Origin of the sequence: Streptococcus mitis (genome assembly GCF_023109105.1) — a bacterium.
In the GTDB taxonomy this organism is placed as follows: Bacteria; Bacillota; Bacilli; order Lactobacillales; family Streptococcaceae; genus Streptococcus; species Streptococcus mitis_BW.
Genome location: NZ_JALDTZ010000004.1, coordinates 105,252 through 117,991 on the forward strand (window position 1 = coordinate 105,252; position 12,740 = coordinate 117,991).

The 12,740-nt window shown below is 40.0% G+C and carries 14 protein-coding genes; 4 read left to right on the forward strand and 10 right to left on the reverse strand.

The features are described 5' to 3' along the window. The first annotated feature begins 343 nt into the window (after positions 1–343). On the forward strand, positions 344–541 hold the full coding sequence (locus M1F37_RS04170; RefSeq protein WP_247934836.1) for a hypothetical protein: 198 nt from the start codon (positions 344–346) through the stop codon (positions 539–541). A gap of 315 nt (positions 542–856) precedes the next feature. On the opposite strand, the gene M1F37_RS04175 is transcribed toward M1F37_RS04170, so the two are convergent. From M1F37_RS04175 to M1F37_RS04185, 3 genes are read right to left on the reverse strand one after another with little or no spacing between them, the layout of a single operon-like run. Continuing rightward, a complete protein-coding gene (locus tag M1F37_RS04175; RefSeq protein WP_033685104.1) occupies positions 857–1,129 on the reverse strand; it encodes a PspC domain-containing protein in 273 nt (90 codons plus the stop codon). Between the two features lie 58 nt (positions 1,130–1,187). After that, positions 1,188–1,637, reverse strand: a complete 450-nt coding sequence (locus M1F37_RS04180) for a SprT family protein (RefSeq protein WP_247934837.1) — start codon at positions 1,635–1,637, stop codon at positions 1,188–1,190. Continuing rightward, positions 1,624–3,753, reverse strand: a complete 2,130-nt coding sequence (locus tag M1F37_RS04185; protein WP_247934838.1) for a Tex family protein — start codon at positions 3,751–3,753, stop codon at positions 1,624–1,626. Before M1F37_RS04185 ends, M1F37_RS04180 begins: the two co-directional genes overlap by 14 nt. Positions 3,754–4,039: 286 nt before the next feature. Between M1F37_RS04185 and M1F37_RS09975 the strand changes: the two genes are divergently transcribed. Genes M1F37_RS09975 through M1F37_RS04195 form a run of 3 tightly spaced genes read left to right on the forward strand, consistent with a single transcriptional unit; the run spans position 4,040 to position 5,889 of the window. Further along, positions 4,040–4,171 (forward strand): SPJ_0845 family protein, encoded by a 132-nt coding sequence (locus M1F37_RS09975; protein ID WP_004234728.1) that lies wholly within the window; start codon positions 4,040–4,042, stop codon positions 4,169–4,171. Beyond that, positions 4,172–5,077, forward strand: coding sequence for a permease (locus M1F37_RS04190; RefSeq protein WP_247934839.1), 906 nt, complete (start codon positions 4,172–4,174; stop codon positions 5,075–5,077). It abuts the gene before it with no gap. After that, complete coding sequence (locus M1F37_RS04195; RefSeq protein ID WP_247934840.1) at positions 5,074–5,889, forward strand: TIGR03943 family putative permease subunit; 816 nt, start codon at positions 5,074–5,076, stop codon at positions 5,887–5,889. Before M1F37_RS04190 ends, M1F37_RS04195 begins: the two co-directional genes overlap by 4 nt. A 94-nt stretch (positions 5,890–5,983) precedes the next feature. On the opposite strand, the gene M1F37_RS04200 is transcribed toward M1F37_RS04195, so the two are convergent. From M1F37_RS04200 to M1F37_RS04225, 7 genes are all read right to left on the reverse strand, one after another. Then, complete coding sequence (locus M1F37_RS04200) at positions 5,984–6,397, reverse strand: type II toxin-antitoxin system death-on-curing family toxin (protein WP_247934841.1); 414 nt, start codon at positions 6,395–6,397, stop codon at positions 5,984–5,986. Next, positions 6,394–6,630 (reverse strand): AbrB family transcriptional regulator, encoded by a 237-nt coding sequence (locus M1F37_RS04205; RefSeq protein ID WP_247934842.1) that lies wholly within the window; start codon positions 6,628–6,630, stop codon positions 6,394–6,396. The genes M1F37_RS04200 and M1F37_RS04205 overlap by 4 nt, the downstream gene beginning before the upstream one ends. 422 nt (positions 6,631–7,052) lie before the next feature. Beyond that, complete coding sequence (locus M1F37_RS04210; protein WP_247934843.1) at positions 7,053–7,973, reverse strand: bifunctional riboflavin kinase/FAD synthetase; 921 nt, start codon at positions 7,971–7,973, stop codon at positions 7,053–7,055. 97 nt (positions 7,974–8,070) lie between these two features. Next, on the reverse strand, positions 8,071–8,196 hold the full coding sequence (locus tag M1F37_RS09980) for a hypothetical protein (protein ID WP_282184468.1): 126 nt from the start codon (positions 8,194–8,196) through the stop codon (positions 8,071–8,073). Positions 8,197–8,269: 73 nt separating this feature from the next. Beyond that, on the reverse strand, positions 8,270–11,809 hold the full coding sequence (gene smc, locus M1F37_RS04215) for a chromosome segregation protein SMC (protein WP_247934844.1): 3,540 nt from the start codon (positions 11,807–11,809) through the stop codon (positions 8,270–8,272). Then, entirely contained in the window at positions 11,800–12,498 is a 699-nt protein-coding gene (gene rnc / locus M1F37_RS04220; RefSeq protein ID WP_000661481.1) for a ribonuclease III, read from the reverse strand. The genes smc and rnc overlap by 10 nt, the downstream gene beginning before the upstream one ends. 59 nt (positions 12,499–12,557) lie before the next feature. Next, the coding region (locus tag M1F37_RS04225) for a hypothetical protein (protein WP_247934845.1) at positions 12,558–12,740 on the reverse strand (183 nt) is incomplete at its 5' end.

A 12,740-nucleotide genomic window follows, 5' to 3' on the forward strand; every position in this document is an offset into this window, starting at 1 on the left:
GACTTGGTTTTTTTGAAAATTTTTCTTGAAATAATTTTTTCATGTTCTTACTCCTTTTTCTTTATGAGTCTAGTTTACATCAAAAAAAGACGGCTTGCCATAACCTAACCTTACAAAAGAGACTTTAATCTTACATTTTTGTAAGATTAGAGAACTGTAAGCAAAATTACTTAGAAAATGATTTGATTTCCTATTTTTAAAGTTGTAAAATATAAGTGTGAAAAGGCTTACTTTGGAGAGGAGAAATCGTAACTATCATTTGAGTAAGCTTATCTAGATGAAACGCCATTAAATTGAACACTTACAAGTCCGTCATCCCCATAAGGAAAGAAGGTGCACTTTAATGAAACACAAAGAACATATAGTCTTCGGACTTCTCTATCTGCTCTCTCCATTTATCGGTCAGCTCTTAGTTGAAAAAACATACTTTATCGGTACAGAATTTACAGGTACTGCATATGTTATTTGCTGGTTATCAGTTGTTATCAGCATCCACCATTTTTCAAAAACAGTTTTCTCCCAGCAGCAAAAAATAGATTAGAAACATGAATTCAAAAGAATGCTTTTATACTCAATGAAAATCAAAAAGCAAACTAGGAAGCTAGCCACAGACAGTACTTGAGTACGGCAAGGCGAAGCTGACGTGGTTTGAATTTGATTTTCGAAGAGTATTAGTTTGTAGATGAAGCTGGAAAAAAATTATTAAAAGTAAAAAAGCTTTAAATCAAGCAGTTTAGACTATTGATTTAAAGCTTTTTGCTTATTCCTAATCTTTTGTAGAAGGCTATTAGCAATGTATAGAAAAATCCTATTTCCTTAAATGTGTAAGCAACTATTGCCTTATTAGCTAAGTACCTCACCAAAACCATCCATCATTTTCTTCAATGGCTTGAGCTTCTTTGCGTTTTCGTGGGCCTGTTCCGTACATTTCTGCTTCAATTTCTTCCTTGGTTGGCATGATAGAAGCTAGGATGATATAAATAATCACGCCAAGTCCAAAGTTTGCGACTGTAAAAATGGCAAACAGAAAACGAACAAGGGTAACGTCAAAGTTCCATTTGTCTGACAGACCTGCCAGAACTCCTGAAATCATGCGATTTCGTCTCATTTTATAAAATTTACTGTTCATGGTATTACCTCTTTCTGCTAGGTTAGACATAGTATATCACGGGTAGGCTCGGCTTTCATCAGTCCTCAGGCTGATTTATTAGTAGCAATTTACCTCGACAAACCCCACAGCGATAGCGTTTGGTATCAATCCTTCGTTTGCGCTGATAAGTTTGCTGGCAGGATTGACAACGATAAAGCTTGAGTGGTTTATAGTGATTATTTGGCAAGGTTGGCACAAAGCGTAATCCATCCACCGTTTTCAAAAGTTCCTTAAAATCCCGATCCTTGTGTTGATAACCCTTCCCTTGAAAATAGAGGTGATAATGACAGAGTTCATGTCGGACAATTTTCCTAAAAACATCCAAACCCAGTTCCTGATAAATCTTGGGGTTGAAATCCAGATGCCCATCTTTTGGGAAAAATCGCCCACCTGTCGAACGTAGACGAGAATTCCACTGTGCATGATGGATAAAAGGTCTGCCGAAGTCTTCTAGTGAAACCTGCTTGACGTAATCAGTCAGTTTCATTTGGTGCTAGGAGCGACAGATTGACTTTTTCGCGTTCAGTATCAATTTTCTTAACCCAAACGGTCACCAAATCTCCGACAGACACCACCTGGCTAGGATGTTTGATAAATTTACGACTCATATGAGAAATGTGAATCAAGCCGTCCTCGTGAATCCCGATATCAACGAAGGCACCGAAGTCAACGACATTACGCACTACTCCTTCTAGTTTTTGTCCAACCTCTAAATCCTTGATGTCTAGAACATCTTGGCGAAGCACAGGTGCATCAAAAGAGTCACGGAAATCTCGACCTGGTTTGAGAAGGTCTGCAATGATATCTTTAAGAGTTTCTGGACCAAGGTCTAGCTCTTGCGCCATTTCCTTGACTGAAAGTGACTTGAGTTTACTTTGGGCTTCTTCGTTTATGTCTTTAATATCTAAACGTTTGAAGAGTTCTTTAACGGCAGTGTAATTTTCTGGGTGAACTCCTGTATTATCAAGGATATTGCTACTTTCAGGGATGCGAAGGAAACCAGCTGCCTGTTCAAAGGCCTTGGCTCCCAGACGAGGAACCTTCTTGATTTGAGCGCGTGAAGTGATTTTCCCTTCTTCCTCACGATATTTGACGATATTTTCAGAAATGATCTTATTGAGTCCAGCTACGTGGGAAAGAAGAGCTGGGCTGGCTGTGTTAACATTGACACCGACTTGGTTGACCACCGTATCGACGACAAAGTCCAGGCTCTCAGACAGTTTCTTTTGACTGACATCGTGTTGGTACTGACCGACACCGATTGACTTAGGATCAATTTTGACCAATTCCGCAAGAGGATCTTGTAAACGACGGGCGATAGAAATAGCAGAGCGTTTTTCAACAGTCAAGTCTGGGAACTCCTGACGAGCAAGTTCGCTGGCAGAGTATACCGAAGCACCACTTTCATTGACGATAACATAGCTGACTTCAGGAAAATCTTTCAGAACTTCCGCCACAAAGGCTTCACTTTCACGACTGGCACTTCCATTTCCGATAGCAATGATTTCTACACCGTATTGACCAATCAAGTCTGCCAGATCTTTCTTGGCTTCTTCGATTTGACGAGCTGATGCTGGTTTGACAGGATAAATGACCTGTGTTGTCAGCATTTTTCCTGTTGCATCAACGACAGCTAGCTTGGCACCTGTACGAAAGGCAGGGTCAAATCCTAGAACCACGCGCCCTTTTAGAGGAGCAACCAAGAGGAGATTGCGCAGGTTGTCAGAAAAGAGCTGGATAGCTCCTTCTTCCGCTTTCTCAGTTAATTCTGTCCGAATGCGTCGCTCGATAGCAGGCAAGACTTTTTTCTTAACAGATTGTTGAACTACTTCATCTATATAAGCGTTTTTCACCTTGAAACGAGCAGCAAAGAAAGCAAGAATGCGGTCTGTCGCATGTTCAAAACCGACCTTCAAGACACCGAGCTTCTCCCCACGATTGAGGGCTAAGGTACGATAACCCTGCATGTTGCCAACTGTCTCTGAAAAATCATAATAAATCTGAAAAACATGCTTTTCATCAAGACTTTCATCCTTGACTTGAGAAGTGAGTTTAGAGTGTCTCAGCACTTCCTGATAGGTCATGGAACGCAAGGTCACATCTTCCGATAAGGCTTCAACCAAGATATCAACTGCACCAGATAAGGCTTCCTTACCAGTCGCAAATCCTTCACAGACAAACTTTTCAGCTTCGTTTTCTAAGCCAGCTACATTCTGCAAAATCAAGCGAGCAAGTGGGAAAAGTCCGGCTTCACGGGCAATAGTTGCCTTAGTCCGACGTTTTTCCTTGTAAGGAAGATAAAGTTCTTCTACGTCTGCTAGTTTTTCGGCAGCTAAGATAGCCTCTTCCAACTCCTTGGTTAACTTGCCTTGTTCTTGAATCTTAGCTAAGACAGCTTCCTTACGGTCGTTGAGGTTGGTCAGACTTTTATCCAAGTCAATAATGGCCTTAATCGCCACCTCATCCAGACTACCAGTCATGTCCTTGCGATAACGCGCGATAAAGGGAATCGTCGCCCCTTCAGCTGTCAGACTCAGAACGGTATCAATTTGCTTTAAAGTCACTCCCAAATCCTGGGAGATTTTTTCATATTTTTTATCCATAAAACTATTATACCACAAGGTGGAAGGCTTTCTCCAATCCTTTTCATACTCAATGAAAATCAAAAAGCAAACTAGGAAGCTAGCCACAGGTTGCTCAAAACACTGCTTTGAGGTTGTAGATAAGACTGACGGAGTCAGTCACATATATAATCTATAATCCAAGGCGAAGCTGACATGGTTTGAAGAGATTTTCGAAGAGTATCAACTATCGAAAACAAATTAAAAAACTCCCTTTTCCTCAAAATAATAGTATAATAGAGGTAGAATTTAGAATCGAGGTACACCTATGGCTGTAAAATTTACAAAAACAGACGACTTGGACAAGATGTTTGAAGAGTTTGCGAAACTTCCAGATTTGAAACAAGTTACTTTCCCTGATGACAAAGAGAAAAAAGCCAAAGCAGAAAAGAAAAACTAGATGACTGCTTTCCAACAACTCCCATCTAGTGTGCTTCAAACCGGGGCGATTTTTCTCTCCATTATCATTGAAGCCCTACCCTTCGTTCTGATAGGAAGTATTGTCTCAGGGCTGATTGAGGTTTATATCACACCTGAAAAGGTTTATCATTTTCTCCCTCGAAATCGTTGGGGGAGAATCTTTTTTGGCACCTTTGTCGGAATACTTTTTCCCTCTTGTGAATGTGGAATTGTCCCCATTATCAATCGTTTTCTGGAAAAGAAGGTTCCCAGTTACACGGCCGTTCCTTTTCTTGTGACAGCACCTGTCATCAATCCCATTGTTCTCTTTGCGACCTATTCTGCCTTTGGCAACTCCTTCCATGTTGCTCTGTTACGAGCTCTGGGTTCCATTCTTGTAGCTGTGATACTTGGGATTTTTCTAGGTTTTTTCTGGAAAGAACCGATTCAAAAAGAAAATCGTTTGGCCTGTCATGAACATGATTTTTCTCACTTGAGCCCTGCAAAAAAAATTTTTCAGGTCTTTGTGCAAGCAATTGATGAATTTTTTGATACGGGGCGTTATTTGGTATTTGGCTGTCTCTTTGCCTCTGTTATACAGGTTTACGTTCCGACTCGGATTCTGACCTCTATTAGTGCGACCCCTATTTTTGCCATTCTGCTCTTGATGCTTTTAGCCTTTCTTCTTTCGCTCTGTAGTGAGGCGGATGCCTTTATCGGAGCCTCTCTTCTATCGAGTTTCGGCTTGGCACCAGTTCTGGCCTTTCTCGTCATTGGCCCAATGCTGGATATCAAAAATATTCTCATGATGAAAAATTACTTGAAAGCACGATTTATCAGTCACTTCATAACTATTGTGACTCTTGTCGTTTTAGTGTATTCTCTCTTGATTGGAGTCATCCTATGATTCGATTTTTAGTTTTAGCTGGATATTTTGAACTGACCGTGTATCTTCATCTGTCAGGCAAATTAAACCAGTACATCAACATGCACTATTCCTATCTGGCCTATATTTCCATGGTGCTTTCCTTTATCTTAGCAATTGTTCAATTATATATCTGGATGAAGCAAGTTAAAATTCACAGTCATCTGAACAACCGATTGGCGAAGGTGACGAGTATTGCTCTTCTGGCCATTCCACTTATCGTTGGCTTAACTTTCCCAACTGTTAGCTTGGATTCTCAAACCGTTTCGGCTAAAGGCTATCATTTCCCCCTATCGGAAGGGACGGATCAAGCCATTCAGACAAGTGAAGGGACGACAAGCCAATATTTGAAACCAGATACCAGTTCTTATTTTTCAAAAACAGCCTATGACAAGGAAATGCGAACGGCGGCGGATAAATACTTGTCCCAAGATAGCATTCGAATTACTAATGAAAACTATATGGAAGTCATGGAAGCCATCTACGACTATCCAGATGAATTTGAAGGCAAGACAGTCCAGTTTACAGGCTTTGTCTATAATGACCCCAGCCATGCCAATAGCCAATTTTTGTTCCGCTTCGGCATTATCCACTGTATCGCAGATTCGGGTGTCTATGGATTGCTGACCAAGGGAAATACCCGTCAGTATGAGAATAACACCTGGATAACAGCCAAAGGAAAACTGGTCAATCACTACCATAAAGAACTCAAACAAAACCTCCCAACCTTGGAAATTGATAGTTTTACTAAAGTCGATAAACCAGAAAATCCCTATGTGTATCGTGTGTTTTAATAAAAAAGAGACAATATCAGAGTTTCTGTATTACAGAATTCTAATATTGTCTCTTCATTTTTTTCTTATGCTCATTTCAATTTAACAAACTAGCTTACTTTTTGTTCTTTTCTCTGACAGAATGTTCAGAAACCCATTTAGAATATCTTATCATTTTTTCATCAGTTAAAGTTTCTACCGCTATAGTCACACACATATCAACCGCTTCTTCCACAGAAACAGAAAAGTGATAACCATTTAATTGTAAAAATTTCACTAAAACATAAAAGGCTGTTCGTTTATTTGCATTAGCAAAAACATGTTTCTTTATCAATTGAACAAATAGTATCGTTGCCTTATCAAAAATTGTTGGATAAAGATGCTTCCCAAAGACAAATTGTTCTGGTAAATTGACAATCATATTTAAAGCCGAAGGACTAACTGTTTGAATTTTCTCATTTGGAGAATATCGTTGAATTGCTAAAGCATTAATTTTTTCAATTTGCTTTTCTGTTAGATAGATTGTCATTTTTCCACCAAAGCTTTGAAAACATCGTCGAATTCATCAAAAATTGTATCCAATTTCAAGTTAAAGTCATCATCAGATACATAAGAAACCTGATGATCCAATTCTTCAGGAGTAAAGATAATTTCACCACTTGGTAACAATTTTGCTTCGTATTTAACACCACTTGGAATATTGAATTCACTGGGAATGGTAATGGTGATTGAATTTCCTTGTTTTCTTGTTTTTACGACCATCTGATTTCCTCCTTTGAAGTATTATAACAAATAATTACGGTAATTACAACGATAGTGTAAAACTGCTATCTCATTTCAAATCTTATCCAAAATACTCCTGCATAAGTGATTTTTTAAGGTTTTTAATTCTTCCAAAGATTTTTGAATTGTCAACTATGATTTTGCTCTTTCTATCATATATTCAATATTTGTTAGAGGATTTGCGTTACCTTCAGTCCAAAGAATCTCCCACAACTAATCAATTTTATTTTTTAATTCACCTGTAATCATATAATCTCTTTTCTTTGGTTTTTAAAATTATTAATATCCTTATTTTAACAGATTTCGAACAAAGCTTCAATCGGGTTTATATCTGTAAGAATTTCTTTTCAAAAATAAAAAAGCAAACACAAAATATGGTTCACTTTTTAAACATCCTACTCTCAATCCTTCCAATTCCGAGCAATTTCTTCATCTTTCTGGAGTTGGTCTACCAGTTCTTCAACGGAGTTAAATTTGACCATTTCTCGTACACGGTCTAACCAGTAGACAATGACTGTTTCACCATAAATGTCATCTGAGAAATCAAAAATATTGACTTCAAAACGTGGCTCTTCTCCATCGAAAGTAACATTTTTCCCAACACTCGCCATTCCACGATATCTTTTACGCTGCACTTCGACATCGACTACGTAGACACCATCTGCTGGCATATAGGTTCGATCTCTTAAAACTAAGTTTGCTGTTGGGTAACCGATAGTCCGTCCACGAGCATTGCCATGAACAACCATTCCACGTGATGGTAGAGGAGTTCCAAGTAAATGACCTGCTTCCCTTACATCTCCATCAAGAATAGCTTGACGAATACGAGTAGAACTAATTTTCCCCTTTTCATCCTCAACGGGTGGAACAATGATGATTTCGCCATCAAAATAGTCTTTCAAATCATCAGCAGTTTTCTTATCAGAACCAAACGTGTAATCAAATCCTGCTACGATAATCGCTGGTTTTAATGCTCTAACATAGGTATCAAAGAACTCTTTCCCCGTTAAACTAGCAAATTTACTACTAAAGTCAAGTAAGAAAAGAGCTTCTACTCCATGCCATTTCATCTTATGTTCACGTTCTTCATGGCTGACAATATGAAGCATTAATTCTGGCTTGTAAGGTTGCAAAGCGAGCTTAGGGGACTCTGTAAAGGTCATCACGACAACTGGTAGATAATCTTTCATAGAAGCCTTGCTAGCTACTTCAAAAAGCTTCTGATGTCCCTTATGAATACCGTCAAAATAGCCTAATACAAGAACTGTTTTATCCGGTACTGCGATGTCTTTTTCATTTTTTATAGGTACTGTTGTAATCATGAAACTATTATATCATAGAGAAAGCCTTTTCGCTAAAAGGAAATCCCAAATGTTGTTTTTTGCTCCTGAACTGACCTTATACTCTTCGAAAATCTCTTCAAACCACGTCAACGTCGCCTTGCCGTAGGTATATGTAACTGACTTCGTCAGTCTTATCTACAACCTCAAAGCAGTGCTTTGAGCAACCTGCGGCTAGTTTCCTAGTTTGCTTTTTGATTTTCATTGAGTATTAAAAAACATTTCAAGATGTTAATTTTAAAAAATAGCATCCCCTAAGAGATGCTATCGTTTGGTAACTAGTCTACTGTTTCTTCCAAATCTTTTAACTTCACCGAAACAATTTTTGAGACACCTGATTCTTGCATGGTCACTCCATAGATAGAATCAGCCGCTGCCATGGTTCCCTTACGGTGGGTCACAACGATAAACTGGCTGTCCTTGTCAAATCGATTGAGGTAATCCCCAAAACGTTTAACATTGGCTTCATCCAGCGCAGCTTCCACCTCATCCAAGATGACAAATGGAATGGTCTTGACACGAATAATGGAAAAGAGCAAAGCAAGAGCCGATAGGGCTTTTTCACCACCACTCATAAGGTTAAGCGACTGGATTTTCTTACCTGGAGGTTGAACAGAAATCTCAACCCCAGCTGTCAGCAAGTCGCCCTCAGTCAATATCAAGTCTGCCTGACCTCCGCCAAACATCTGTTTGAAGGTCACTTTAAAGGACTCACGAATAGCCTCAAAGGTTGATTTAAAGCGTTCCTTGACCTCATCATTCATCTCTGTAATGGTCTCAAGGAGCAGATTTTTCGCTGACAAAATGTCATCTCGCTGGCTATTGAGGAAATCCAGACGGCTGTGAACTTCTTCGTACTGTTCAATAGCATCCAAATTGACAGGACCCAGCGAGCGAATAGCCTTCTCTAAATCTTTAACCTCTTGCTCTGCCAGATTGAGATTTTCCAACTCATGTGCCTTTTCTAGTGCTTCAGTATAGCTAATCTGATACTGGTCTGTTAATTGACTTTGTAGATGGCGCAAGCGCTCGCTGACCTTTTCTTTCTTGGCCTCAGCACGAGTTTGCTTGCGAATCCACTCCTCATTCTGCTGGCGAGCCTGGTCCAAATGACTAGCAATATCATCCAGTTGACCTTCAATATCATCCAACTCAAACTGCTTGCGAATCAAACCTTGTTGGAGGTTTGTTTTCTGAATTTTGGCTTCTTCAGACTGTTGACTGAGCAGTTCTGTATCAACCTTCTCAAGATTATCAACCTTTTCTTGGAGAAGACGCTGAATTTCCTCTTGCTCAAGATCAAGATTATTTAGTTCCTTACCTAAGCGTTCAATATCCGCAACTTCGTAACGTTTTTGCCCTTGTAGTTCTGTCTTAAGCAGGCGAACTTGCGCTAGCTCTTCCTGCAAGTTTTGATAGCGTTCTTGGATGGCATTTTTGTTAGACTTAATCTCTTCAATCTCAGCTTCTAGCTTTTGCTTATCACTGGCGATTGTAGCAAGGCTCTCTTGGCATCTTTCCTTGTCTGCTTGCCAATCTCCTTCAGAAAGACGATCTAATTCCTCTACTTGTAGTTTCCAAAGAGTTTCCAGTTCCTCAACTTGCTGACTGGTTTGCTGATAAGCGAGGGATAAGCCCTGCTCCTGAATACGAGCCTGCTCTCCTTGAGATTTGATGGCTTCTAATCTTTCTGTCACCGTAGCCATCTCATCTTGCAAAGCCTTCAAACTCGCTTCTTCTGAACGAAGACTTGCTTCTTCTTCAGCAATTTCTTTTTGTAATTGCTCCAGTTCTGGCTTGATGAAAATACTGTTATTCTGGCGATTGGCTCCACCTGCATAGGAACCACCTGTTCGCAACTCTGTCCCATCCAGTGTCACTATACGAACCTGATAACGAACTTGACGAGCTGCTGCACGCGCATGTTCCACTGTATCAAAAATTGCTGTCGTAGCTAGCAAGTTCTTGAAAATGGCTTCCAGTCTAGTATCGAATGTCACTAATTCATCTGCCATGCCCAGAAATCCCGGACTTGCAGCGATAGCATCTTGATTCTGACTAGAAATCGTACGCGCCTTAATCGTTGTCAAAGGAAGAAAGGTTGCACGACCGGCTCTGTTCCGTTTGAGGAAATCAATGGCTTTGGTTGCCGCGTTCTCATCTTCTACGATGATGTGCTGACTACTGGCCCCTAATGCAATCTCTAAGGCAGTTTGATAATGCACATCAAAGGTCAGATGCTCACTGACTGCGCCAATAATCCCACCAAGACGGTCTTTTTCTTGGAGAACACTCTTAACACCTGCATAAAAGTTACTATGATTTCTCAGGATATTTTCCAAACTTTGAGCTCTGGCCTGCTTGTTTTTGAGATTATCCAGACGGTCAAAGAGTTGACTTTGTTGAGTTTGATAGGAAGCTTTCTGCTCCTCTTGCTCCTTGGCAATAGCTTGATAGTTAGCCAATAATTTCTGAACCTGCTCCTTGGCAGTTTCAAGCTCTTCTTTTTGCTGACTAGCCTTCTCTTTAGCTGTAGGCAGCTGTTCTTTCAGCTTTTGTAGTTGATCTGCTTTTTTTTGAGAAAGCTGACGACTATTTTCCAACTCGTTTTCGATGCGGGTCAGTTGGTTTGAGACATCTGCTTCTTCTTGTAAAAGGGCTACAAAACGTTCACGTAAGTGCTCAATCATCTGATCAGGATCATCTGAAAAAGCTAGCAATTCAGCTTCTAAACGATTGACCTTTTGATTATTTTGGACTAGGTTTTCCTCTAAATGTGCTAAAGAGTTTTCTTTATCAGATTTTTCTTTGCTGAGTGACTTTCTCTTATCATCCAAAGCAGCTAAACGGGCTTGTGCTTCCTGTTGATTGAGGGCAACTTGCTCAGACTCCAGTTTCGACAGGGCTAATTTTCTCTCTAAATCACTAATCAGACTGGTCAAATCCATCAAACTGCCTTGATCTTTGGCCATTTCAGCCTGTAAATCTTGGCGTTGCTTCTTGAGATTCTGATTTTCCTCTTCTAGTTTTTCACGCTTTTGGTAGTAGCTCGTCAAGAGTTCCTGAACCTGCGCCAACTCTTCTTCTGTCGACTCTAATTCAGCCTTATTTTCCTTGATTTGAGCAACTAAAACGTCTAAATAAATGGCCTTACGTTGACCTTCCAAGTCTAAAAACTTACGGGCATTCTCAGCTTGCTTCTCCAGAGGCTTGATTTGATTATCCAACTCGTAGATAATGTCCTCTAAGCGGTCTAGATTATCTTGAGTTTGCTGCAATTTACTCTCAGTTTCTTTTCTGCGAGTCTTGTATTTTAAAACTCCAGCAGCTTCTTCGAAAATGGCACGACGTTCTTCAGGCTTGGAGTTGAAAATCTCTTCAACCTTCCCTTGGGAAATGATAGAGAAGGAATCTCGTCCCAAACCTGTATCCAAGAAGAGATCATGAATATCACGCAGACGGACTTTCTTGCCGTCAATCTTGTATTCGCTATCTCCACTTCGATAGATATGGCGTTCTACCCTGATTTCTTGACCTGCATCCTCTATAAATCCATCATTATTATCCAGAGTCACAACTACAGAAGCATAATTGAGCGGTTTGCGACTTTCTGTTCCAGCAAAAATGACATCCGGCATCTTGCCACCACGGAGACTCTTAACACTAGACTCCCCCAATGCCCAGCGCAGACTTTCTGTAATATTCGACTTTCCAGATCCATTTGGTCCAACAACTGCCGTCACACCTTGGTCAAAGATGACCTTGGTCTTGTCAGCAAAAGACTTGAATCCCTGAATTTCGATTTCCTTTAAATACATGAATCCAGCCCTTTCTCAACGGCATTTTTGGCAGCTTCCTGCTCTGCTAGTTTCTTAGAACGACCTTGACCTTGACCGATACTCTTACCCTCAACAAGAACTTCTACTTCAAAAACCTTATCGTGGGCAGGACCTGTTTCAGAAATCACCTGATAACGAATAGCCACATCCCCATTGACCTGTAGTAACTCTTGGAGATGGGTTTTGTAGTCTGTAATCATCTCAAATTCGCCTGCTTCAACCTTAGGAATCATGACTTGATAGATAAATTCCTTGACCTTGGCCACATCCTTGTCCAAAAGGAGAGCACCAAGAAAGGCTTCGAAGGCATCACCAAGAATGGTGTCACGATTGCGCCCCCCAGATTTTTCTTCCCCCTTACCAAGCTTGATAAACTGATCAAACTGGCAATCACGCGCAAAACCAGCCAAACTCTCCTCACGGACAATCATAGCACGGAGTTTGGACAAATCACCCTCAGGCTTTTTAGGATATTTTTTATACAGATATTCTGAAATCAATAACTGTAGAACAGCGTCTCCTAAAAATTCCAAGCGTTCATTGTGTGAAATTTTTAAGAGGCGATGCTCATTAGCATAACTCGTATGAGTAAAGGCAGTTTCCAGTAACTTTTTATCTGCAAACTCGATTGCAAAATGGTTCTTTAGTACAGTTTGTAATTCTTTCATACCAACCTCTTTCTAACTGATAACAGTCCTTTTTATTATATCAAAAAAAGCCCCCTGAGTCACTTTAAAACGGGACTAGAAAGCATTTGGGCATTCTTTAAAATAAGATTTTCAGTTTTAGGGAAAAATTTGAGGCAGGATAAAGAAAAAAGCCCTATTAAAGGCTTCAGAATGTAGACAAACGTCATTTTTGGCGTTTGTCTTTTTTGCTTTTCAAAAATATTTTGTCTCATCATCTGATA

Bases quoted from the DNA above. Each gene is read 5' to 3' on its own strand.
- M1F37_RS04170 (WP_247934836.1), top strand. From the start codon at position 344: ATGAAACACAAAGAACATATAGTCTTCGGACTTCTCTATCTGCTCTCT.
- M1F37_RS04175 (WP_033685104.1), bottom strand. From the start codon at position 1,129: ATGAACAGTAAATTTTATAAAATGAGACGAAATCGCATGATTTCAGGA.
- M1F37_RS04180 (WP_247934837.1), bottom strand. From the start codon at position 1,637: ATGAAACTGACTGATTACGTCAAGCAGGTTTCACTAGAAGACTTCGGC.
- M1F37_RS04185 (WP_247934838.1), bottom strand. From the start codon at position 3,753: ATGGATAAAAAATATGAAAAAATCTCCCAGGATTTGGGAGTGACTTTA.
- M1F37_RS09975 (WP_004234728.1), top strand. From the start codon at position 4,040: ATGGCTGTAAAATTTACAAAAACAGACGACTTGGACAAGATGTTTGAA.
- M1F37_RS04190 (WP_247934839.1), top strand. From the start codon at position 4,172: ATGACTGCTTTCCAACAACTCCCATCTAGTGTGCTTCAAACCGGGGCG.
- M1F37_RS04195 (WP_247934840.1), top strand. From the start codon at position 5,074: ATGATTCGATTTTTAGTTTTAGCTGGATATTTTGAACTGACCGTGTAT.
- M1F37_RS04200 (WP_247934841.1), bottom strand. From the start codon at position 6,397: ATGACAATCTATCTAACAGAAAAGCAAATTGAAAAAATTAATGCTTTA.
- M1F37_RS04205 (WP_247934842.1), bottom strand. From the start codon at position 6,630: ATGGTCGTAAAAACAAGAAAACAAGGAAATTCAATCACCATTACCATT.
- M1F37_RS04210 (WP_247934843.1), bottom strand. From the start codon at position 7,973: ATGATTACAACAGTACCTATAAAAAATGAAAAAGACATCGCAGTACCG.
- M1F37_RS09980 (WP_282184468.1), bottom strand. From the start codon at position 8,196: ATGAAAATCAAAAAGCAAACTAGGAAACTAGCCGCAGGTTGCTCAAAG.
- smc (WP_247934844.1), bottom strand. From the start codon at position 11,809: ATGTATTTAAAGGAAATCGAAATTCAGGGATTCAAGTCTTTTGCTGAC.
- rnc (WP_000661481.1), bottom strand. From the start codon at position 12,498: ATGAAAGAATTACAAACTGTACTAAAGAACCATTTTGCAATCGAGTTT.